The 22063-nt window shown below is 64.5% G+C and carries 22 protein-coding genes; 15 read left to right on the top strand and 7 right to left on the bottom strand.

Annotated elements, in window-relative coordinates; all coding sequences use genetic code 11:
- Positions 1 to 15: 15 nt before the first annotated feature.
- The gene (locus DXK93_RS29760) at positions 16 to 1473 is read right to left on the bottom strand and encodes a 2-hydroxymuconic semialdehyde dehydrogenase (RefSeq protein WP_119452005.1); all 1458 of its coding nucleotides are present in this window, start codon (positions 1471 to 1473) and stop codon (positions 16 to 18) included.
- Positions 1474 to 1614: 141 nt separating this feature from the next.
- On the opposite strand from DXK93_RS29760, the gene DXK93_RS29765 reads away from it, so the two are divergent.
- Positions 1615 to 2106 (top strand): MarR family winged helix-turn-helix transcriptional regulator, encoded by a 492-nt coding sequence (locus DXK93_RS29765; RefSeq protein ID WP_119452006.1) that lies wholly within the window; start codon positions 1615 to 1617, stop codon positions 2104 to 2106.
- A gap of 11 nt (positions 2107 to 2117) precedes the next feature.
- Here the strand turns inward: DXK93_RS29765 and DXK93_RS29770 are convergent, their stop codons facing one another.
- From DXK93_RS29770 to groES, 3 genes are all read right to left on the bottom strand, one after another.
- Positions 2118 to 3035 (bottom strand): YihY/virulence factor BrkB family protein, encoded by a 918-nt coding sequence (locus DXK93_RS29770; RefSeq protein WP_054451906.1) that lies wholly within the window; start codon positions 3033 to 3035, stop codon positions 2118 to 2120.
- A gap of 200 nt (positions 3036 to 3235) precedes the next feature.
- The gene (groL, locus tag DXK93_RS29775) at positions 3236 to 4876 is read right to left on the bottom strand and encodes a chaperonin GroEL (protein ID WP_054451905.1); all 1641 of its coding nucleotides are present in this window, start codon (positions 4874 to 4876) and stop codon (positions 3236 to 3238) included.
- A gap of 37 nt (positions 4877 to 4913) precedes the next feature.
- Positions 4914 to 5201 carry a co-chaperone GroES gene (gene groES, locus DXK93_RS29780; RefSeq protein WP_006221616.1) on the bottom strand — a complete coding sequence of 96 codons (288 nt, stop codon included), beginning with the start codon at positions 5199 to 5201 and terminating at the stop codon, positions 4914 to 4916.
- A 369-nt stretch (positions 5202 to 5570) separates the two neighbouring features.
- Here groES and DXK93_RS29785 point away from each other — a divergent pair, with 369 nt between their 5' ends.
- A complete protein-coding gene (locus DXK93_RS29785; protein ID WP_119452007.1) occupies positions 5571 to 5921 on the top strand; it encodes a hypothetical protein in 351 nt (116 codons plus the stop codon).
- Positions 5922 to 6103: 182 nt separating this feature from the next.
- The gene (locus DXK93_RS29790) at positions 6104 to 7087 is read left to right on the top strand and encodes a tripartite tricarboxylate transporter substrate binding protein (RefSeq protein WP_119452008.1); all 984 of its coding nucleotides are present in this window, start codon (positions 6104 to 6106) and stop codon (positions 7085 to 7087) included.
- A 51-nt stretch (positions 7088 to 7138) separates the two neighbouring features.
- Here the strand turns inward: DXK93_RS29790 and DXK93_RS29795 are convergent, their stop codons facing one another.
- Positions 7139 to 7564, bottom strand: coding sequence for an Rrf2 family transcriptional regulator (locus DXK93_RS29795; RefSeq protein ID WP_119452009.1), 426 nt, complete (start codon positions 7562 to 7564; stop codon positions 7139 to 7141).
- A 71-nt stretch (positions 7565 to 7635) separates the two neighbouring features.
- Between DXK93_RS29795 and DXK93_RS29800 the strand changes: the two genes are divergently transcribed.
- The 6 genes from DXK93_RS29800 to DXK93_RS29825 all read left to right on the top strand — a co-directional run bounded on the left by DXK93_RS29800 (position 7636) and on the right by DXK93_RS29825 (position 12593).
- Positions 7636 to 8613 carry an alpha/beta fold hydrolase gene (locus DXK93_RS29800; protein ID WP_119452010.1) on the top strand — a complete coding sequence of 326 codons (978 nt, stop codon included), beginning with the start codon at positions 7636 to 7638 and terminating at the stop codon, positions 8611 to 8613.
- Positions 8614 to 8765: 152 nt separating this feature from the next.
- Complete coding sequence (locus DXK93_RS29805) at positions 8766 to 9695, top strand: DMT family transporter (protein ID WP_225588888.1); 930 nt, start codon at positions 8766 to 8768, stop codon at positions 9693 to 9695.
- 11 nt (positions 9696 to 9706) lie between these two features.
- The gene (locus DXK93_RS29810) at positions 9707 to 10105 is read left to right on the top strand and encodes a hypothetical protein (protein WP_119452012.1); all 399 of its coding nucleotides are present in this window, start codon (positions 9707 to 9709) and stop codon (positions 10103 to 10105) included.
- Positions 10106 to 10242: 137 nt separating this feature from the next.
- A complete protein-coding gene (locus DXK93_RS29815; protein ID WP_119452013.1) occupies positions 10243 to 10851 on the top strand; it encodes a hypothetical protein in 609 nt (202 codons plus the stop codon).
- A 142-nt stretch (positions 10852 to 10993) separates the two neighbouring features.
- Positions 10994 to 11575 carry an SMI1/KNR4 family protein gene (locus tag DXK93_RS29820; RefSeq protein ID WP_119452014.1) on the top strand — a complete coding sequence of 194 codons (582 nt, stop codon included), beginning with the start codon at positions 10994 to 10996 and terminating at the stop codon, positions 11573 to 11575.
- A gap of 10 nt (positions 11576 to 11585) precedes the next feature.
- Positions 11586 to 12593, top strand: coding sequence for a hypothetical protein (locus DXK93_RS29825; protein WP_233564640.1), 1008 nt, complete (start codon positions 11586 to 11588; stop codon positions 12591 to 12593).
- Positions 12594 to 12664: 71 nt separating this feature from the next.
- Here the strand turns inward: DXK93_RS29825 and DXK93_RS29830 are convergent, their stop codons facing one another.
- Positions 12665 to 13873 carry a GGDEF domain-containing protein gene (locus tag DXK93_RS29830; RefSeq protein ID WP_119452016.1) on the bottom strand — a complete coding sequence of 403 codons (1209 nt, stop codon included), beginning with the start codon at positions 13871 to 13873 and terminating at the stop codon, positions 12665 to 12667.
- A 331-nt stretch (positions 13874 to 14204) separates the two neighbouring features.
- Between DXK93_RS29830 and DXK93_RS29835 the strand changes: the two genes are divergently transcribed.
- Positions 14205 to 15386, top strand: a complete 1182-nt coding sequence (locus DXK93_RS29835; protein WP_119452017.1) for an MFS transporter — start codon at positions 14205 to 14207, stop codon at positions 15384 to 15386.
- A 147-nt stretch (positions 15387 to 15533) separates the two neighbouring features.
- Entirely contained in the window at positions 15534 to 16433 is a 900-nt protein-coding gene (locus tag DXK93_RS29840) for an arginase family protein (protein ID WP_119452021.1), read from the top strand.
- Between the two features lie 27 nt (positions 16434 to 16460).
- On the opposite strand, the gene DXK93_RS29845 is transcribed toward DXK93_RS29840, so the two are convergent.
- On the bottom strand, positions 16461 to 17132 hold the full coding sequence (locus tag DXK93_RS29845; RefSeq protein WP_119452018.1) for a lysozyme inhibitor LprI family protein: 672 nt from the start codon (positions 17130 to 17132) through the stop codon (positions 16461 to 16463).
- Between the two features lie 333 nt (positions 17133 to 17465).
- Here DXK93_RS29845 and DXK93_RS29850 point away from each other — a divergent pair, with 333 nt between their 5' ends.
- From DXK93_RS29850 to DXK93_RS29865, 4 genes are all read left to right on the top strand, one after another.
- Positions 17466 to 19640, top strand: a complete 2175-nt coding sequence (locus tag DXK93_RS29850) for a TonB-dependent siderophore receptor (protein WP_119452019.1) — start codon at positions 17466 to 17468, stop codon at positions 19638 to 19640.
- A gap of 91 nt (positions 19641 to 19731) precedes the next feature.
- Positions 19732 to 20019: a hypothetical protein gene (locus DXK93_RS29855; RefSeq protein ID WP_054451891.1), complete on the top strand. Its 288-nt coding sequence runs from the start codon at positions 19732 to 19734 to the stop codon at positions 20017 to 20019.
- Positions 20006 to 20296, top strand: coding sequence for a hypothetical protein (locus DXK93_RS29860; RefSeq protein ID WP_054451890.1), 291 nt, complete (start codon positions 20006 to 20008; stop codon positions 20294 to 20296). The genes DXK93_RS29855 and DXK93_RS29860 overlap by 14 nt, the downstream gene beginning before the upstream one ends.
- 15 nt (positions 20297 to 20311) lie before the next feature.
- Positions 20312 to 21940, top strand: coding sequence for a PepSY domain-containing protein (locus tag DXK93_RS29865; RefSeq protein ID WP_119452020.1), 1629 nt, complete (start codon positions 20312 to 20314; stop codon positions 21938 to 21940).
- Positions 21941 to 22063: the final 123 nt, after the last annotated feature.

Below are 22063 nucleotides of genomic sequence, written 5' to 3' on the forward strand. Positions count from 1 at the left end.
CTTTGCGTGGGGTGGTCAGAGCTTAATGCAGACATTGGTGGGTTCGGTATAGAAATGCAGCGAATGGCGTCCGCCTTCACGGCCGATGCCCGAAAGGCCGCTGCCGCCGAACGGTGTGCGCAGGTCGCGCAGGAACCAGCAATTGACCCAGGCCAGGCCGACCTTCATGGCCTGCGCCACGCGGTGGCCGCGCGTGAGGTTCTGCGTCCAGACGGCCGCAGCCAGGCCGTAGCGCGTGTCGTTGGCCAGTCTGATGGCTTCTTCTTCGGTGTCGAAGGGCGCCACGTGGCAGACCGGGCCGAAGACTTCCTCCTTGATGCAGCGGGCGGTCTCGGGCAGGCCGGTCCAGATCGTGGGCTGCACGTAGGCGCCTTCGTCGCGCGCATCGCCGAATATCGGCACGCCGCCGCCGGACACCACCGTCGCGCCTTCCTCTCGCGCCAGGGCGAAGTACGACAGCACCTTCTCGCGATGCTCGCGCGACACCAGCGGTCCCATCTCGGTGGCGGGATCCATGGGCCAGCCGATGCGCAAGGCGTCGGCGCGAGCGGCCAGCGCCGCGACGAAGCGTTCGTAAATCGGGCGCTCGACATAGACGCGCTCGGTGCACAGGCAGACCTGCCCGCAATTGGCGAACACCGATTGCGTCACGCCATCCACGGCCGCATCGAAGTCGGCATCGGCGAACACCAGCGCCGCGTTCTTGCCGCCCAGCTCGAACGACACCGGCTTCACGCCCGGCGCCACGGCTCGCATGATGGCCGCGCCCGTGGCCGACTCGCCCGTGAAGGTGATGCCGTCGATGTCCGGATGGGTGGTCATGAATTCGCCCGCCGAGCCAGGTCCGAAGCCATGCGCCAGGTTCAGCACGCCGGCAGGCAGTCCGGCCTCATGCGCGACCTCGGCCAGCAGCGTGGCCGTGGAGGGCGTGACTTCGGACGGCTTCATGATCACCGTATTGCCGAATGCCAGCGCCGGCGCCACCTTCCAGGTCAGCAACAGGAGCGGCAGGTTCCAGGGCGAAATCACGCCCACCACGCCCAGCGGCTTGCGGTAGGCGTAGTTCAGCGCCTGGCGGCCATCGGGCGTATCCGTCATGTAGCTTTCCATGTCCAGCGTGCGCGCCAGTTCCGCGAAGGCGCGGAAATTGGCGGCTCCGCGCGGAATGTCGATCTTGCCGGCCCAGCCCACCGGTTTGCCGGTGTCGCCGATCTCGGCCTGCAGGAAGTCGTCGAAGCGCCGCGTGATGCCGTCGGCCAGGGCCAGCAGATGATCGGTGCGCTCGGCCACCGACAGCCCCGCCCAGGCGGGCAGGGCTCGGTGCGCCGCCGCCACCGCGCGGTCGATCTGGTCGCGGTTGGCTTCGTGGACCTGGGCGACCAGGTGCCCGTCCACCGGGCTGTGCTTGTCGAAGGTGGACGCGCCGTCTTCGAAGCGGCCGTCGATGTAGTTGCGCAATTGTCGGATCGTCATGTGCAGGGCTCGGTCTGGATGCAAAATAAATACGTATACGTACTATATTGGCGGATCCGGAGAAGCGCAAGGTTTCCTCGCCATCTCCGACTTTGCGCACGCCTGCGCCTACAATCGCCAGGCGTATTCCTTGGAAGCCCGATGACCGCCAACGCCAGACCCGCCCGTGCCAAGCAGGCCGCACCCCAGGCCCTGCAGGCGTTCGACCTGACCCAGGTCGCATCCCATCTGCTGCGCCGGGCCCATTTCCGGGCCGAAGCCCTGTTCGCCCAGGCCTTTCCCGACGAAGACCTGACCCCGCGCCAGAAGGCGTTGCTTATCACCGTCTATCAGAATCCGGGCGCGACCCAGAACCGCATCGCCGAACTGATCGCGCTGGACCGCAATTCCTTCGCTGAAATGATCGCGCGCATGACCAAGAAGGGCTATGTGCGCCGCAAGCGCTCAGCCCAGGATGGGCGCGCCTATGCGCTCGAGATCACGGAAGAGGGCATAGCCCTGTTGGCGCGCATCCTGCCGCAGGATGCCGCGGTGGAGGCGGAGGTCCTGGCCCCCATCCCTGAGGATTTGCGGCCCGTGTTCCTGAAATGCCTGCGCCTGATGGCGGGGCTGGAGCAGCAGGACGATGCCTGAGCGCGTCTGATTCAGGCGTCCGCTGCAGGCGCCGAGTCCGACGCGGGCGCGCTCTTCCTGCCGAAGCGCAGCGCGAACTGGCGCGTGAACACCGCACCGAAGAAGAAGATCTGCGCCGAATAGTAGATCCACAGCAGCAGCGCGATCAGCGACCCCGCCGCGCCGTAGGCCGACACCGCCGCGCCCCGGCTGAGATAGACGCCGATGCCCCACTTGCCCACCAGGAACAGCGCCGCGGTCACGATGGCGCCCGGGATCACGTCCGGCCACGAGATCTTCGCGCTCGGCAGCAGCTTGTAGATGACCGCGAACAGCGCCACCACGATGGAGAAGGAAAACAGGCTGGAAATCCACTCCGCCACCAGGGCGAAGGACGAAGCCGTCCAGAGATCGCCGTAATAACCCCGTGCGGCTCCGAGCGCGGCGTTCACCGTCAGCGATATCAAGAGGAATAGCGCCAGCACCAGCACCAGGCCGAACGACAGCATGCGGCTGCGGACCATGCCGTGCAGCCCGCCTTTCTGGTTGGCGGAGACTTCCCACAGTTCGTCCAGGCTGGCCTTCAGTTCCGCGAAGGCCGTGGTGGCGCTGAAGATCAGCACGAAGATCGAGATCAGCGCCGCGATCCAGCCCTTGCCTGATTCATGGGCGCTGGCCAGCACCGTCTGGATGACTTCAGCGCCGCGCTCGCCGGTCAGCTCGCGCAGTTGTGAGAACAACTCCGAGCGCACCGCGTCTTCGCCGAAGAACGCGCCCGCCACCGCGATCACCAGGATCAGCATGGGCGCAAGCGAAAACACCATGTACAGCGCCAGCGCCGCGCCCTTGCTGGAGGCGCGATGGGTGGACCACTGTTTGGCCGAGTCCATCAACAGCCCGCCGATTTCGGACGGACGCAGGGCGCGCAACAGGGTCGGGGGCAAACGCATGGGACTCGGCTCGTTCTGGGGGAGCCTTCATTGTAGGGACGCATGCGCTGCGGCGAAACCCGCAGATTGTGCGCAAACGTGTTCTTTGGCGAGGCCGCGTTGCGGAAAAAAGAAAAACCCCCGGGGCGAAGGACCGGGGGTTTTTCGGGATACTGCATTCCCCGGCCGGAGCCGGGGAGGCCTTGCAAGGATGGCGGGACTTAGAAGTCCATGCCGCCCATGCCGCCCATGCCGCCGGGCATGGCCGGAGCAGCGGGCTTGTCTTCGGCCAGTTCGACCACGGCAGCTTCGGCGGTCAGCAGCAGGCTGGCGACGGAAGCGGCGTTCTGCAGGGCGGTGCGGGTCACCTTGGTGGGATCCAGCACGCCTTGCTCGACCAGGTCGGTGTACTCGCCGGTCGCGGCGTTGTAGCCGTAGTTGCCCTTGCCGTTCAGCACGGTGTTGACGACCACGCTGGCTTCTTCGCCGGCGTTGGTGACGATGGTGCGCAGCGGCTCTTCCACAGCACGCAGGATCAGCTTGATGCCGGCGTTCTGGTCAGGCGTGTCGCCCTTCAGGTCAGCGATGGCTTGCTTGGCGCGCAGCAGAGCAACGCCGCCGCCAGCCACAACGCCTTCTTCCACTGCAGCGCGGGTGGCGTGCAGGGCGTCTTCGACGCGAGCCTTCTTTTCCTTCATTTCGACTTCGGTGGCAGCGCCAACGCGAATCACGGCAACGCCGCCGGCCAGCTTGGCCACGCGTTCTTGCAGCTTTTCACGGTCGTAGTCGGACGTGGCTTCTTCGATCTGGACGCGGATTTGCTTGACGCGAGCTTCGATCGACTTGCTGTCGCCAGCGCCGTCGATGATGGTCGTGTTTTCCTTGCCCACTTCGATGCGCTTGGCTTGGCCCAGTTCAGCCAGGCCGGCCTTTTCCAGCGACATGCCGGTTTCTTCGGAGATCACCGTGCCGCCCGTCAGGATGGCGATGTCTTCCAGCATGGCCTTGCGGCGGTCGCCGAAGCCAGGAGCCTTGACGGCGGTCGTCTTCAGGATGCCGCGGATGTTGTTCACAACCAGGGTAGCCAGGGCTTCGCCTTCGACGTCTTCAGCGATGATCAGCAGCGGACGGCTCGACTTGGCAACTTGTTCCAGCACGGGCAGCAGGTCGCGGATGTTGCTGATCTTCTTGTCGAAAATCAGGACAAACGGATCTTCCAGAGCGGCAACTTGCTTGTCCGGGTTGTTGATGAAGTAGGGCGACAGGTAGCCGCGGTCGAATTGCATGCCTTCGACGACGTCCAGCTCGTTTTCCAGCGACTTGCCGTCTTCGACGGTGATGACGCCTTCCTTGCCGACCTTGTCCATCGCGTCAGCGATGATCTGGCCGATGGAGGTGTCGCTGTTGGCGGAGATCGAGCCGACCTGGGCGATTTCCTTGCTGGTCGTGACCGGCTTGGATTGCTTCTTCAGTTCAGCGACGGCGGCGGCGACAGCCTTGTCGATGCCGCGCTTCAGGTCGATCGGGTTGAAACCGGCGGCAACGTACTTCAGGCCTTCCATGACGATGGCCTGGGCCAGCACGGTGGCGGTGGTGGTGCCGTCACCGGCGTTGTCGGAGGTCTTGGAGGCAACGTCCTTGACCAGCTGGGCGCCGATGTTTTCGAACTTGTCCTTCAGTTCGATTTCCTTGGCGACGGACACGCCGTCCTTGGTCACGGTCGGGGCGCCGAACGAGCGCTCCAGCACGACGTTGCGACCCTTGGGGCCCAGGGTGGTCTTGACAGCGTTGGCGAGAACATTCACGCCGCGGACGATGCGCACGCGGGCGTCGTCACCGAACAATACTTGCTTGGCAGCCATTTCTTAGCTTCCTTCGAAAATTCGTTTGAGGCGGGGTTTACTGGACCACGGCGAGGATTTCGTCCTCGCGGATGACGAGCAGCTCTTCGCCGTCAACCTTCACGGACTGGCCGGCGTACTTGCCGAACAGCACCTTGTCGCCAGCCTTCAGGTCGACCGGCAGGATCTTGCCGTCTTCGGTCTTCTTGCCGGGGCCGACGGCCACGACTTCACCCTGGTCGGGCTTTTCAGCGGCGCTGTCGGGGATAACGATGCCCGATGCAGTCTTGCGCTCGTTTTCGAGGCGTTTGACGATCACGCGATCGCCCAGGGGACGCAAGGCCATGAGGAACTCCTGTTGCAAAAAAGAGAAGGAAATGATCGGTTAGGCCCGGGAACGCTTGTTAGCACTCACCGGTGTCGAGTGCTAATTATAGGGATGATGTTCTAGGGTTCAAGGGGGAGGGGGCTGGTTGTTACATATTGGGGAGCTGTATGGCGTCTAACTTCATTGAGGCGGAAGTTAGACGAGCAGCCGGCAAGCACGGCGACAAGGGACAGGCGTGCAAACACGGGGAGGGAAACAGCCCCAGTACGCTGTGATAGCAGCCATAATCAATTCAACCTGGCCTCGAGTGAAGGCAGGAGTTCAGGTTTGGCTCCCACATAAACCGGTAGCGGGTGGGCCGTAGCGTACTCAGTGCGGAATATCTCAATGATGACACCGGAAACGCCAGGCGACGACGCGGTACGGACCCGCAGCCAGGGGCCACTGCCCCAGGGCTTTCGGGCTGGATTGATTACGGCCATCACGGTATTGCTGGGGTTTTCGCTGGGTTTCCTGCGCTACTGGGGCTTCGACGCGCCGGGCGATTGGAGCGCGCTGTCCGTGCTGCCCGGCGTGTCCCTGTTGCTGGCCAGCCTGCTGCAGATAATTGCTCTCTACCGCGCCTTGCGTCTGGAAGATGAAGCCGAGAATGAATACCGGAAAACCGTGCGGTGGTTCATTACGTCGGCGATGCTGCTGTTGCTGGGTGTGACAGCGGCGTTGTGGGAGGTAGCGTGATACGCCGCCCGTGCCGCTGGAAAATTAGGGTAATCCGGGATTCTTTAAGCCTAAACTTTTATGAAGAATGAGCGGCAGACGCAGGACCGCCGCCGCATGAGGCATCGAGGCGGTTCTCCGTGGTGCGGCATGTGACGCACCGTACGCGGGATCGCGGGGTGAGCCCCCATAGGGAGAATCGAATGCTGTTGCGTAGACGTTGTCTGGCCATGATGGTGCTGGCGCTGACTGGCTGGGCCACGGGCAGTCATGCGCAAACACCATCTCAGGCCTGGCCCGTCAAGCCCGTGCGCCTGGTCGTGGGGCTGGCGCCCGGAGGGCTGGTCGACGTGCTGGCACGCACGGTGCAGCCGCACTTGGTCGAAGCATTGAAGCAGACCGTTATCGTGGAGAATCGGGGCGGTGCGGGCGGCAACTTGGCGGGCGCCGAGGTTGTGCGCAACGGTGGAGACAACCATACCTTCCTGCTCAATCCATCGACGACCGAATCGGTCAATCCACTGATGTTCGCCAGCATGCCGTTCGATCCGCAGCGGGACCTGCGGCCGGTTGCCTTGCTGGCCAATAGCCAGTTGTTCCTGTTTGTCCGGTCCTCGCTTGGCGTCGATACGCTCGAAGAGTTCGTGGCATACGCGCGCAAGCAGCCCGCTCCTCTCAATTACGGTTCGGCCGGAAACGGCACGACGCCGCATCTGGCCGGCGAGCTGCTCAAGCAGGCTACTGGCATGCAGGCTACCCATGCGCCTTATCGCGGCGTGGCGCCAGCGATACAAGACCTGGCAGCGGGCCAGATCGACTTCGCGTTTGGACCCGCCACGGTCTTTCCCATGGTGCAAGCGGGCAAACTGAAGGTACTTGCGGTGGCAAGCCGGCAACGCGCTGCCGTGGCGCCCGACATACGAACCTTTTCCGAGGTCGGCATCGACGGTGTTTTCGCAGACAGCCTGTTTGGCGTGTATGCCGCCGCTGGCACCCGCGATGACGTGGTCGATCGCATGAACGCCGAAATCAACAAAGTGCTTGCGAGGCCGGAGATCCAGGCGCGCTTTCTCGATGCGGGCGCCGAGGCGCTACCGCTGCGTGTGGCGGACTATGCCGCGCGCGTGCAGGACGAAAAGAAATTGTTCGCCCCGTTGATGAAGTCGTTGGGGCTGAAGGAACAGTAGATAGAACAACGATAAACGCTCTGCCTGCGCAGCTCATTCGACTCTACGGCTTCATCCTTCCTCGCGCGAGGCAATCTCCGCGGCAAGCTCGGAAAGCGATACCGCGCCCAAGCGTTGCAGCAAGGCATGCTCGCCTTCGCGCAGGGAATCCGCCACCAATTGGTTCGCGGCTCGTTCCACGGGGCAGGCAGGATTGTCGTCGGCTGGCCCGATGGTAAAGACCGTGCCATGGGTGATGGCTTCATGGACATCGCGCGCGGTGATGGTTTCCAGTCCCCTGGCCAGTACCCAGCCGCCGTTGCGCCCGCCCGTGGAGGTCACCATGCCGGCGGTACGCAGCGCCGCCATGGATCGGCGCACCACCACCTCATTCGTATGCAGCATCTGGGCCAGCGTTCCAGAAGTGGTCGTGCCGCCGCGCAAATGCATGTGGATCAAGACATGCAGCAGACGGGCAAGGCGGGTGTCATTGGCCATGGGATCAATTACTGTAACTACAGATGTTACGGTATTATAGCTGCACCGGATACTTCTTGAGAGCTTGCCCGATGATCGACCTTGAAACACGCGATGTGACCGTCAACGGCATCACGCTCAATGTCACGGCCCAGGGCGAAGGTCCACTCGTCGTGCTGTGCCATGGCTTTCCCGAGACCGCTTATGCCTGGCGCCATCAGCTGCCCGCCCTGGCCCGTGCGGGATTCCGCGCCGTGGCCCCGGATTTGCGCGGTTATGGCGCCAGCGACAGTCCGGCGGATGTGGCGGCGTTCACAACATTGGATGTCATCGGCGACCTGGTCGCGCTTATCGAAAGCGAGGGGGCCGATGATGCGGTGATCGTGGGGGGCGATTGGGGCGCCAGCATCGCATGGCAGGCAGCCCAACTGCGTCCGGACCGTTTTCGGGCCGTCGTCGCCCTGGGCGTTCCCATGATGCGCAGAGCGCCGGTTGCACCCAGCCGCCTCTTCCCCAGAACCGAGTCCGCTGCGTTTTACACGCATTACTTCAACGAGCCGGGAGTGGCTGAAGAGGAGTTCGAGCGCGACATCAGCGCGACCCTGCGCGCCATCTACTTCGCGGCATCGGGCGACGCCGGGCCGCGTGACGACCCCGCCACGCCCAATCCGTTTGGCATGGTAGCCGCTGGCCGTGGCCTGCTCGATTCGCTGCCTGTCCCCCAGACGTTGCCGGCCTGGCTTACTCCGTCGGATCTGGCGACCTTTGTCCAAAGCTACACCGCCAGCGGTTTTCGTGGCGGCCTCAACTATTACCGGAATCTGGACCGCAATTGGGCGCTGCAGGGGGCCTTTGAGGGAAAGACGGTGGATGTGCCTGCGCTTTATCTCGTAGGGGAAAGGGATACGGGCCTGGCGATTCCCGGCATGGACCAGATCATCGCGGCCATGCCGGCCCTAGTTCCCCAACTGCGCGCTGCTGAAGTCATTCCCGGCGCGGGGCATTGGTTGCAACAGGAAGCCCCCGAGGCAGTCAACAAGGCGCTCGTCGATTTCCTGAGGAGCCTTTGACCGTGTGAAGAAGCCATACTGCAATATCGCGTTGAAACTGCGCCAGCTAAAATCCCGCATGCGCGCTGACGGCTGTCACGGATAGACAACCTCGACGCATTGCTTTTCACCGTCGCCCCGCGCGACCACCGCAGCTCACCTTCGAAGCACAGATGAAAAATACGCTGATGGCCACGCACCTGCGCCTGGTCGGCATGGCCGCGCTCTGGGGCGCGTCGTGGTCCTGGGGCAAGGTCGTCGCCCAGGCCATGGCTCCATTGGCCGCGGCCAGCCTGCGGTTCCTGTTCGCCAGCGTGGTGCTGGTTCTGTGGATGCATCGCGCCTCGGCGCTGCGCGGCCTGAAGTCCCTGACGCGCAACCAATGGCTTGGCCTGGCCGCCGCCGCGTTGGCGGGCGTCTTTGGCTACTCCAGCTTCTTCATGTTGAGCCTGCAGCTGGTGCCGGCCGGCAAGGCCGCGATCGTGGTGACGCTGAACCCCGGCGCGACGCTGTTGCTGGCGGCGATCCTGTTCCGCGAACATCTCAATCCAGCCATCCTGGCCGGCATGGTTCTTTCGGCCATCGGTGCGTATATCGCCATCGGCGGCGGGGTTTCACAAGCAGCCGCCGGCTCCGGCGTAGGCATCGGCGAACTGCTGCTGCTCGGTTGCGTGGCCTGCTGGGTGGCCTACACCCTGATCGGCCGGCTGGTGCTCAAAGGCGTGGACGCCCTGACCACCACCACGGTGACCACCGTGATTGGCGCGCTGATGCTGCTGCTCACCAGTCTGATCGTGGAAGGCGTTCCCGCCTGGCAGAAGCTGGAACAGGCGCCGGCCAGCGCCTGGGGCAGCCTGCTGGCTTTGGCGTTCGGGGCGACCGCGATCGCCTACGCCTGGTACTTCGAAGGCGTGAAGGCGCTGGGCGCCGGCGCGGCGTCGGGCTACATCACGCTGGTGCCCGTCTTCGGCGTGCTGTTCTCCAGCCTTTGGCTGGGCGAAGCCACGCCCGCGAATCTGTTCATCGGCGCCGCCCTTGCGATCTCGGGCATGGCCATCATGCACGTCGGCCGGCGTCGTGCCGAGGCGCGACAGCGCCGATAGGCGGACCTTACATGCGGCCCTATACCCACGACCACATGCCGGCCCAGGAGACTTGGCTGGACTGCGCGACCGCCGACGGAGGCCGGCTGCGCGTGGTGCTGCTCGCAGCCGATCAGCAGGCGGCGGCGCCGCTGCTGGCGCGGGCCCGCTCGATCGCTCAAGCGCTGGCGACGCACCGCGACGCCGCGTTGCAATTCCTCTGGCAGGCGGGACGCGACACCGGCGATCCCGAAGATCCCCCTGTGACGTTCCTGGAACACTTCACGCCATCCGACCTGATCGTCGCGGCCGAAGGGGGCTACGTGCTGCATCTGGCGCCGCGCGACGCGACCTGGTTCATGGATGGCTATTGGCCGGCCGTACGCTTCGCGGCGGATGACCGGCCTGCGGACTGCATCTGCGAATCCTGATCCGAGCCACCGTATCCAAAGCGGCCTCTTGGCGCTTGGAGGCAATGCCGCGTCAGGTTCCGCACAGGCGCATGATTACACTCTGATCGTGACACGTGCGTCATTCACGGAGAAGTCGACATGCAATTGGCTCAAACATGACTAGCAACGACGGGATTCAGGTCTCGGTCTATACCCGATGGCACCAGTTGTCGGTGCCGTTGGCCTTCGCCCTGGCGGCGGGCAGCTTCATGCTGGTGGTGTTCAACCGTGGGCCGATTGTTCTGGCGGTTGTGCTGGCGGTGCTGGGGTTGCTGGTGCCGCCGCTGGTGGCGTTCAAGGGCTTTCCCACACGCAATACCGTCAAGGTGACGTCCGAAGGGCTGGAGTTTTCGCGCCGCTCTGCCGTCGCCTTCGCCCAATTGTCCCGCTGGGGCACCGACGATTATCTCAAGCTGGTCCGTCCCGGCCTGCCGACGTTGCTGGTCAGTGCAGTGGACCGGCCCACACGTGAACGTCTGTTGCGCGAGTTTGAGCAGGCCTTGGCGGCGTGGCATACGCGCCAGCCCGCCGGTACGCAGGCGGCGCGCCGCACACATTTCTATGGTTCCACGGCAGGACGCCTGGTGGGCCTGTTGATCATCGTGCTGGGGGCGGGTGTGGCGGTCATGGCGCTGAGCTTGCGCGAACCGTCGATGTCGCTGGCTATCGTTGGCGGGCTGGGAGCGCTGTTCGGATTGGCGATGCTGTTTGGCCGGCGGGGCTGAACGGTCATGGCGGCCAGGCAGGTCGAGGTGTGTGCGCAGGTCGTGGAAGCGCTTGCCGCCGCAATCAAAGATATAGTGGTGCGCTTTCAAGGCTCCCGCTTTCGCGGCGAACCAGGACTTTTCTTAGCTTCAGGATGCTTGCATGACCATGACCGCCGAACAGTTTCATCAACGCATGTGGGAAATCCTGGATCCCGTGGACACCGAGCATTTCGAGGTCGTGGCCGCGCCCGCGCCCGATGCGGAGGCGATCGCCGGGCTGGAAGCCGCTGTAGGCTTCCCGCTGCCTTCGGCGTTTGCGGCCTTCTGCCAGCGTACCAACGGCCTGTGCGTGATGGCGCGCGAGGAAGTCTGGCCGCATGCGAAGGAATTCGAAGTCGGCCCCGCCTGGACTTTCTGGCGCGGCCTGGTGCTGTTGGGCATCGATGCGCCGGAGTTGCCCGAATGGGCCAGCATCTCGGCGCAGCAGCGCCAGCTCGCCGAGGCCGGTTTGCCCGGCATCCTGCCCGTGCTGAAGGTCGTGGGTGACGGCAGCCGGATCTGGGGCGTGGATCAGGCGGGGACGGTCGTGGCGATCGATGACCTGACCGATGTGGAGCCGCTGGCCGGCGACCTCACCGACCTCTACGCCGAGCAGATAGCCGATCTGCTGCAGCGCCAGCAGGATATGGCGCGGCGGCTGGCCGAACGCGCGGCGCGCAAGCAGCGCAAGCTGCCGGGTTAGCATGAGCGCAATGCTGCAAGTCACAGAAGAACCCCTGGCCGATGAGGACATCGTGCTGCTGCGCCGTGGCCGTCGCGGCAGATTCCTGACGGCCGTGTTCGCGGGGCTGATGTTCCTGCTACTGGCGAGCAGCGCGATCATGTTCGTCGTGCTTGGCGCGTCCGATCGCAGCCTGCGCCGCGGCGCTGACGGCGTGGTGATCCTGTTGTGCACAGTGGCGATGACTTGCTTCGCGGTCTTTCTTGGACGCAGGTTGCTGCGCCTGCCGCAAGCCTGGCGCCGCTTCAATCGGGTGTTGAAGGGGCGTGTACCCAAGCAGATCGTTTCCGGACACCTGACCGGTTTTGGTCCGGCCGGGAGTCCCGGTATCTGCTACGTCTTCGGCGAACAGCGCGTGGACGTAGCTCTGCCGTTTTGGAACGAGATCGCCAGGGACACTCGAGAAGGCTTCCGGCCTGTGACGGCCGTGGCGCTGACGGACCTACCCGTGCGCCTGCACTTGCTGACGCTGGACCCCGACGCGCCACCCGTGCTGTTGCTGGCCGAGTACCCGATGAGCGCGCAGGCCTGGAATTCGGTCGAGGAAGTCAGCAATGCCGACCGCGACGCCGTGCGCAAGGAAGAATTGAGCCTGCGCAAGTTCTTCTACGTGCTCGCCCTGGCGCCGCTGGTCGGCAGCCTGTTCCTGGGGCCCTTGATCCTGCTGGCCGCATTCTTCGTTCTCACGGGATTCGTGCTGGGCATGCGCAGCCCCAGGCTGAAGCGGGCCCGCTACAAGCACGGGGTACGCGGCTTGGTCGAGGAAGTCGTGACCTATCGCGTGCGCGCGTCCAACTCGAACATTTCCACGCTGGTTCACAACTATCGCATCGGGGGCGTGATGTACCGGGTCGAGCATTTAGGGCAAGCTGCCGCGCCGGGCCAGCGCGTTGCCTTCGAGTATCTCGACGGAACGGGCATCATGGGGCCGAGCGCCTTGTTCTTTCGGGTTGAAGACGAGCCGGTCATGACGCTATGAGCGCGGCGCGCTGCCCGCCGCATTGAACCCTGCCGGGATCTCTGCGGGCGGCGCGGGCCGCGCCGGCGACATCATGCCTGTGCGCAACACGCTTGAGTGCTTGCGTTGTCGCCAGGCGCGTGGCGGCCATGCCCGGCATCGGCCGGCGCCATGCCCGCAACCGTGCAGTTCCGTCCTCGTCGCTTCGCCTCGTAAAGCAGGTCGTCTGCCCGTTTCAACGCGCTGGCGAAAGGTTCTCCTGCCTGCACGACGGTCACTCCCATGCTTGCGGTGAAGCAGGAATCTGGAACCTGTGGCGTCCAGCGCTGCGCCACGAAACTGGCACGGATCTCTTCGGCGATTGCGGTGGCGCTTTCCAGGCTTGCCGTGGGCAGCAGCAGCAGGAATTCTTCTCCTCCCAGCCGGGCCGCATGGATGCGGGTGTCCGCTATCGGCCTGAGCAGGGCGCCGAATCGGGCAAGCACCATGTCGCCAAACGCGTGGCCGAAGACATCGTTGATGCGCTTGAAGTTGTCGATATCGGCCATGATCAGCGCGGTCGGCGTCGCCGCATCCGAGAATGCGCGCCCGGAGGCAAGCAGACTATCGAGTCCTTGGCGGTTCAGCAGGCCCGTCAAGGCGTCGGTATGGGCGTGGCGACGGTACTTCTCTATGGCGTCGTAGCTCGTCGCGATGAAGACCGCGAAGGTCAGGACTATGCTCCCGAGCAGTCCGGTGTATTGGATCAGGATGCCCCAGACCGACGTTCTCCATTCGCCCGTTGAGAGCGGCGGAATCGGGGCGGCAATGTACAGGATGCACTGGCCCGTCAAGACGAGGGAGATGAAGAGGAACGCGGCGGTGAGCACCCTGTCCGACGTGGTCACGGCATGCCTGGCGAAGGACAGCGTGGCCCGCCAGGTCACGAGCGCGCAACAGGCTTGCACGAAGAACGTTTCCAGCTTCGCACTGGCAAACAGCACTACCGAGACAACTACCATCGCCGTCGAGGCAAGCAGGACCGCAGCATCGAAGTAGGGGGGAACCTGGCTGCGCCTGCGGCTCTGGAGGGCGCGACAGGCGAGGATGACGCCGCCCAGAATGAAAGCATCCTCGACAACCTGTTTATATGGGGAAAGTGCGCTGGCCTGCACCAGCATGATGGCGTAGCCTGTGCCCAGGCTGGCCAGGGCGCAGCCCCACCGGAGCGTATTGAAGCCGATGAAGCGTGCAGCGCAGAGTCCGATGGCGCACATCAGGATCGCTGCAGGCACGGACCATTCAAGAAGGGTTGCGGGCATGGACAGGCGAATGCGTGGAACGGTACACAGTCGAGCGCATGCTCGGCCGACACAATTTGTATGGAAAAAGATTACAGTGTGTTGCAATGTATCGCCAGGACTCAACAGTCAAGGATTGTCAAGCGATGCGGCCAGCTTCGCCGGGAAGGGAAAGCCGGTATCTGCCGGACGTTGAACAGCTGGCCAGAGACGCGGCGGCTGTCAGCTAGCCGACAGGCGGGCGCGAGGGGCGCCAGCTACACTTCCGGCATCCCGCGCCAATGTCCGCCGGACCGGTCCCGTGCCCTGTGGCAAGGCGGCGGACAGGCGGCCGGTCTCCCATTCTCCCGCCATGTCGCAACCCGATTCGTTCAATCTGAAGCAGATCGCCGTGCCGGCGTTCGGCCCGTCGCTGCTCTATGGCATCAGCAACGGCGCCATTCTTCCCGTGATCGCGCTCACCGCCCGCGATCAAGGAGCGTCGATAGCCACCGCCGGCCTGATAGCCGCCCTCATCGGGGTTGGCTCGCTGCTTTCCAATATTCCGTCCGCGCTGATCACCCATCGCTTCGGCGAGAAGCGCGCCATGGCTGGCGCGGCGGTGTTGAGCGTGGTCGGCCTGCTGCTCGTGATTGGCGTGCCCAACCTCTGGGTGCTGGCGTTGGCCATGCTGATGCAAGGATGCGCGCAGTCGGTGTTTCAGCTGGCGCGCCAGAGCTACATGATCGAGGTCGTGCCGCTGGCGTACAGGGCGCGCGCCCTGTCCACGCTCGGCGGTACGACGCGGATCGGTACTTTCTTCGGCCCGTTCGCGGGTGCGGCCCTGATTCATTTCGTGGGGCTGGATGGCGCCTATTGGATTGCCATCTGCGCCATGCTCGGCGCAGGACTCATCGCCATCAAGGCGCCTGATATCGAGCCTTCGGCGGGCGCGGGCGCGGGCGCGCCGCGCGCACGCATGGGCGAGGTTGCGCGCGACCATCGCGGCGTGTACGCCACGCTCGGCGTGGGCGTGATGCTGATCAGCGCGCTGCGCGCGTCGCGCCAGGTGGTGATTCCCCTATGGGCAGACCACCTGGGCCTCGACGCCGCCACCACTTCGCTCATCTACGGGCTGGTCGCCGCAGTCGATATGTCGGTGTTCTATCCGGCGGGCAAAGTGATGGACCAGCGCGGCCGCTTGTGGGTGGCATTGCCTTGCACGCTGCTGATGGGGCTGAGCCTGATGGCGATCCCGCTTACCGACGGGGTGGCGAGCTTCATCCTGGTGTCGGCGCTGCTGGGCTTCGGCAACGGCATCGGATCGGGCATCGTCATGACGTTGGGCGCCGACGCCGCCCCAGCGGGCGCGCGCACGCAGTTCCTTGGCATCTGGCGTTTCATGGCCGACCTTGGCTCAAGCGGCGGACCCGTGGCGCTGTCGGTGCTGACCGCCCTGGTGTCGCTCGGCGGCGCATCGTTCGGTGTTGGCACGCTGGGGCTGGTGGCGGCCGGCGTGTTCTGGCGCTGGCTGCCGCGCCGCGCGCAGGCTTGAGGGCCTTGCTCCTGGGCTCGCACGGGTCATGGGAGCCGCCCGCGTCTCCGTAGGGAAACGGAAGATACGGTGTCGGATTGAGCTTTCGCGCCGCAATTTGTAGTCTGGCATCATATTTTTTGCGGAATGGCCGCCCCGGAGGCGCTGATGCCGACTCTCTCCTATGCAATCCTCGAAGCCCCTTCCACGCTAGGCTTGGCGACCGACGGTGTGGAATGCCTGCCTGATCAGCTCCTGGCCTACGGCCTTGCTGAGCGCATCCATGCACGCCGCGCCGGGCGACTTGCCGTGCCTCCCAAGAATCCGACGCCGGATCCCGAGACCGGCACCCTGAACGCCAAGGCCATTGCGGTGTGGTCGCCCAAGCTTGCCGACGCGGTGGGCGCGCTGCTTGATGCGGGCGAGTTTCCGGTGCTGCTAGGCGGCGATTGCACAATCCTGCTGGGTTCCATGCTCGCGTTGCGCAGGCGCGGCCGTTACGGTCTGCTCTTCATCGACGGCAACGCGGACTTTTTCCAACCGGAGGCGGAACCCAACGGCGAAGGCGCTTCGATGGATCTTGCCTTCGTCACCGGCCATGGTCCGCCGTTATTGGCCGACATCGAAGGGCGCGGGCCGTTGGTCCGCCCTGAAGACGCCGTTGCGTTCGCGTATCGCGATCATGAGGACCAGGAAGAGTACGGCAGCCAGCCGCTCCCTGAAACGCTCAAGACGCTTGATCTCCCCGCAGTACGTTCGATGGGCATCGAGGCTGCTGCGCGGCAGGCAGTCGATCATCTGACGCGAGCAGAGCTGGATGGTTTCTTTATCCACCTCGACGCAGACTGTCTTGACGACGCCATCATGCCGGCCGTCGATTTCCGCGTGCCTGGCGGCTTGTCGTGGGAAGAGCTGACGGCCGCGCTGCGGATTGCCCTGTCGAGCGGCAAGGCCGTTGGCCTTGAGATCACTATCTACAATCCGCGTCTTGATGAAGATGGCGGCGCCGGGCGTGGCCTGGCCGATTTGCTGGCCGCAGCCCTCGGAACGGCTGCGTCATCGGTGTAATCGTGGTGTCCGGCGGCACGCCTTTGATCAGCGCACCGCGAACCAGTCTCCCTCCAGGCTGCCGTTCATGCCGCAGAACGGCGGACCGAAGCCGTCTTTCTCGCCCCCGGCGGGCGGCGTTTCTCGCACCACCAGCACAGCGCCGCGGCGCGTCAGGTCCAGCGTCCACGGCGGCCCGTCCTGATAGGTGACGATGATGCTGTCGCCTACGGCGACAGCCTTGCCGCTCAGATCGCAGACCCAGCGGCCGTTGTAGGGCTGGGCCGAATTGGCGGCCACGAGCAGTTGGCCGTCGGCGCCGCGGGTGATTTCAATTTCACCTTCGACGTTCTTCCACTTGCCGACAAAGCCGGCAGGCGGCTGCGGATCGATGGACTTCAGAAAATTCAGGCGGTAGCGCATGCTGGTGCCGATCTCCTTGACCGGCGTGCTGCCCGAAAAGGGCTCGGCATAGATATTGTCCCGCACGCCCAGGAAATAACGTTGGTCGGCGGTCAGCGATTTGACTGCCTCGGCGTCGAGCTTGCCGCGTACCGCCTTGTACTGCTGCGCGATGGCCGCGTCCTGGTCGGCCAGCGCCGGGTGGGCGCAAATGGCTTTTTCGACCGGAGTCGCGGCCTTGGCGCAGTTGAAAGAGGGGGCTGCCACGGCGCTGCCTGCCACGGCCAACGATGCTGCAAGGACCAGATGACGGATCATCTTGTGTAGCTCTCCAGGGTTATATAAGCGTTCGATGGGCCTGTCGGCGCCGAGAGGACTGCGCAGTTTACCGGCGGGGACTGTGCTTGGGGACGCCGGGATGGCCTTGTCGCTTCTGCCAAGCGCGCCCGCGCTGGCGACTTCCAAACCGAGGCCGCAGAATTTTGCGTTGGGATGTCAATCAAAAAAATATAAGCCTTTGATTCTTATTGAATCGCGTGCCAATTCGAGCGGATTCTGGCCGCGGACTCCTGATTTCTTGGCGAACGGTGCTTTCTTAAATATATAATTCATCTGATAAGCATTCGCATTTAGATATCGGAACGATGAATTGTGGCCAAGAAAACTCAGTTGACTATCTCGCTGTGCGTCCAGTGCTTTAGCCCGGCAGTCGCGCTGTCCTTGATTCTTCCCGCCAGCGCCGCCGCCCAGAACGCGGCGCAAACCACGACGCTGCAGCCCGTCACCGTGACCGCGGGTTCGGTCTCGGAGGAAGACTTGCCCGCGCCCTATGCCGGCGGGCAGGTGGCGCAGGGCGCGCGCCTGGGCCTGATGGGCAATCAGGACGTGATGGATACGCCATTCAACGTCACCAGCTATACCTCCGAGCTGATCCAGAACCAGCAGGCGCGCACGTTGGCGGACGTGATGGCCAACGATCCTTCCGTGCGGTTCACGACGTCGAGCGGACACGCCTACGAGAACTTCCGCATCCGCGGCTTCGACGTCAACCAGAACGACGTGGCGATCAACGGCATGTATGGCCTGGCGCCCATGGGGCGCACGCCGCTGGAGTTCGTCGAGCGGGTGGAGGTGCTGAAAGGCCCGAACGCCTTGTTCAGCGGCATGGCGCCCAGCGGCGCGGTGGGCGGCACGATCAACCTGGTTCCCAAGCGGGCGGAAGACACGCCCAATGCCACCTTCGGCGTGAACTGGCAGGCCGACGGCCAGCTGGGCACGACCATCGATGCCGGCCGCCGTTTCGGCTCGGCCAATGAATGGGGCGCGCGCGTCAACGGTTCCTTCAGCGACGGCGCCACCACGCTGGACGGCCAATCCAGAAAACGCGAGTTCCTGTCCGCCGGCCTGGACTATCGCGGCAGCGCCCTGAGCGCGTCGATAGACGCCTACCATAGCCAGGAGTCGTTTTCGGGCGGCACGCCGGCCATGTTCTGGTTCGGCGGTTCGGTCGTGCCCGAAGCGCCCGATCCTCGCATCAACCAGTTCAGCACCGGCTATGGCAGCATCCAGAGCAACGCCGTCATGGCGCGGGCTGAATACCGCTTCAATGACAGCGTATCGGCCTTTGCCGGTGTGGGCAGGCGCGACAGCCATCAATCGGGCCTGATCAATGGCACCCACGCGCGGCAGATCGACGCCAATGGCAATTTCACCGGCTCCATCATCGGCCAGCGCGCCTACACGGATGCCACCTCGGCCGAGGGCGGGCTGCGCACGCGGTTCAACACGGGCAGCGTACGGCACGAGCTGGTGCTCCAGGCTTCCTTGCTGAAGCTGGAGGACGGGTCGGCCACCGGGCCGGCATCGACTTTCAGGTCGAATATCTACGACCCGATCACGCCGGTCATGCCTGCGGTGCCGGGCAGCGCGCCCAAGACGGCGGAGAACACGCTGTCCAGCCTGGCGCTGGTGGATACCATGTCCTTCTTCGACGACAAGCTGCTCCTGACCGGCGGCCTGCGCAACCAGCGCGTGAAGACGACGAACTTCGACAAGACCGGCAAGACGACGGCCCGCTATGACGAGGACGCCGTGACACCGGCTGTCGCCATCGTCGTCAAACCTTGGGGACCGGACGTCTCGCTGTATGCCAACTACGTGCAGGGCCTGAGCAAGGGCGATAGCGTCACGGACACCAGCGCCAGCAACTATGGCCAGGTGTTCGCGCCCTACAAGACCAAGCAGCAGGAGCTGGGCGTCAAGTGGAATGCCGGCACTTTCACCAATACCCTGGCATTCTTCCAGATAGACAAACCCATGCTGGTGACGGAGGGCTCTACGGCCAAGCCCACGTATGCGGACGGCGGCGAGAAGCGTGTCCGCGGCGTGGAGTGGAATACCTTCGGCGAGTTGGCTGCGGGCGTGCGCGTGCTGGGCGGCGTCACTTACACGCAAGGCACGCAGGTCAAGACCTCGTATGGCCGCTATGACGGCAATACCGCGGTGGGCGCGCCGCGCTGGCAGGCCAATGCCGGGCTGGAATGGGACACGCCGTGGGTGCCCGGCGTGACGCTGAGCGCGCGCGTGCAGGCGACTTCGAGCCAGTACGCGGATGCGGCCAACAAACTGCAGATCCCGGGCTGGGGCCAACTGGACCTGGGCGCCCGCTACGCCACGCAGATCAACGGCCGGGACGTCGTGTACCGGCTGAATGTCAACAACGTGTTCGACAAGCACTATTACGCCGGCAGTTTCAGCGACACGACGCCTATCGTGACGCTGGGGCCGGCGCGCACCGTAACCGCATCCGCCAGCATCAGTTTCTGAATGCGGGATGTTTTGCCGGTCCCTGTTCCGGACAGTCGATTCGGAGCAGGGATTGGCAGGCAGGTCTCGGGCAATTCATCCTGGGGTGACCATGGAAGTCCTGATTCTTTTCAGCCTGGCGAGCCTGTTCCTGGGCAGCTTCTGTATCTATCGCGCTTCGCCCAACCAGCGATGGGGCGCCACGTCCTGGCCGGTCCTGCCCGCCCGCGTCGCTGGCATTCTGCTGCTCGCGCTGGGCGGCTGGGGTTGCCTGCGCGCATTCTCTGCCGTCGCGGCCGTGTTCGTTTTCTGCACCGCCTTGATGTTGTTCTTCAGCCTCATGCCGTACCTGGGCGTACTGGCGGGCCTGCGCGGTAGCGATACGCATGAAGCCCGTTAAGCCCGCGCCGATCCGGCGCGACTGGATATCGAAGAGCCTGGCGGGCGCATTGCTCGGCTTCGCGCTGGCCATGGGCGCCAGCGCAACGCTGGCCGCATTGACTGCCGGCATTCCGTTGGCGACGCGTTCGCAGCTGGCCATGTGGCTGGTGCCGCCCGTCTGGCTCGGCGTCGCGAGTACCGTCTACTTTTTCGCCAGCGGCCTGCGCGCGTGGATCTGGCTGGGCGGAGCCTGCGTGCTGCTCTATGGCGGACTGCTTGTCGTCAAGGCGATCTGAAGGGAGTCCGCGATCATGAGAGCCGACTACATACGCATCTACAAATCCGTCCATACCTGGACGGGCATCCTGACCGGCATGGCGCTGTTCATCGCCTTCTACGCCGGTGCGCTGACCGTATTCAAAGAGCCGCTGACCCGTTGGGCTACGCCGCCCGCGGCCGTCGCGCCCGTGGCGCTGGAAGAAGCGCCCGACCTTATCGCCAGAACCCTGCAAGCGCGGCCGGATGTGGCCAAGGGGTTCAGCATCCATCTGCAGGACGCCGAGCACGTGCCGGCCCGTATGTCCTGGGAAGTCCGTGACGGGCAGGCCGACGATCACGATGAATCGTCGATCCGCCACCATGTCGCCTATCTGGATGCGCGCGGCGAGCTGCGGTTGGAGGAGGCCGCGCCCAGCGGGCTGATGCCGTTCATCGATGTGCTTCACCGCGTGGTGGGCCTGCCTGTCGACAGCGATCCCAACCGCTGGTTCATGGGCATCGTCGCATCGCTCTATGCAATTGCCCTGGTGTCGGGAGTGATCGTGCTGCTGCCGTCGCTGGCCAAGGACTTTTTCGCGTTGCGGGTCGGGAAGAACCTGAAGCGCATGTGGCTGGATGCGCATAACGTGGTGGGCATTGTTTCGCTGCCATTTCACATCGTCATGGCGCTGAGTTCCGTCGTGTTCGCGTTCCACGACGGAATCTACGATCTGCAGGACAAGCTCATGTACGAAGGCAAGCTGGAATCCGTCTTCCAGCGGTCCGGCGGCGGCGCGCCGGCTGGAGAGGTCCGGAATCCTGCAGACATGCTGACGCCGGCGGAACTGCTGGCCCAGGCGCGCGCCCTCGCCCCGGGCTTCGAGCCTTATGGGTTGCAGTATCAACAGGTCGCCAGCCCGCGCGCCATCGTACGCGTCTGGGGCAAGGACGACAGTGCGGTATCGCCGCGGGCGCGAGGCGGCTTCGTGGCGCTCGATCCCTACAGCGGGAAGGTGCTCAACCGCGACTATCTGCCGGGCGGACAGGACGCGCCCAACCTCTGGGTCAGCAGTTTCTTCGCGCTGCACATGGCTTCCTTCGGCGGCGCGGCAGTGCAGTGGCTTTATTTCCTGCTTGGACTGGCGGGCGCATGGCTGTTCTATAGCGGCAACCTGCTGTGGATAGAAACCCGCCGCAAGCGCGCCAACCGGCAGACGGGCGAGATTCCAGTGCAGCGCTTGGACACGCGGCTGATGGCGTCGGCGACAGTGGGCGTCTGCCTGGGATGCGTGTGTGGCATTTCGTTGATGATGGTCGCGTCCAAAGGGTTGAGCGGGCACGTCGGCGATCTGAATGCCTGGCTGCGGGCGCTGTACTACATGGCGTTCTTCGCCAGCCTGGCCTGGGCCTTCCTGCGCGGAGGCGCGGCGGCAGGGGTGCATCTGCTATGGGTCGCGGCAGCATTGACGCTGGCGATACCCGCGGCCTCGCTCGTGGGCGGGCTGTTTCCTGCCTCCGGGCTTTGGGCGCACACGTCGGCCGCGGCGCTGGCAGTGGACGCGACGGCCCTGGCGGCAGGGCTGGGATTTGCCTGGATGGCAAAGGCCAGCGCGCGCAGGATCGGACGGGGCGACGCGGACAGCGTATGGGCGCCCAGAAGGCTCGCCGCGCGCGAGGGATAGCGGACCGCCGCGAACGGGCCGTGAACAAACGAATGGATGAACATGCGTAAAAAGAACAGATTGGAATGGCGGGATTGGATGTCGTCGGCTGCGCTGGCGGTGTCCTGTCTCTTATACACATCT

The organism is Achromobacter sp. K91 (assembly GCF_003576205.1).
Taxonomy (GTDB): domain Bacteria; phylum Pseudomonadota; class Gammaproteobacteria; order Burkholderiales; family Burkholderiaceae_B; genus Achromobacter; species Achromobacter aegrifaciens.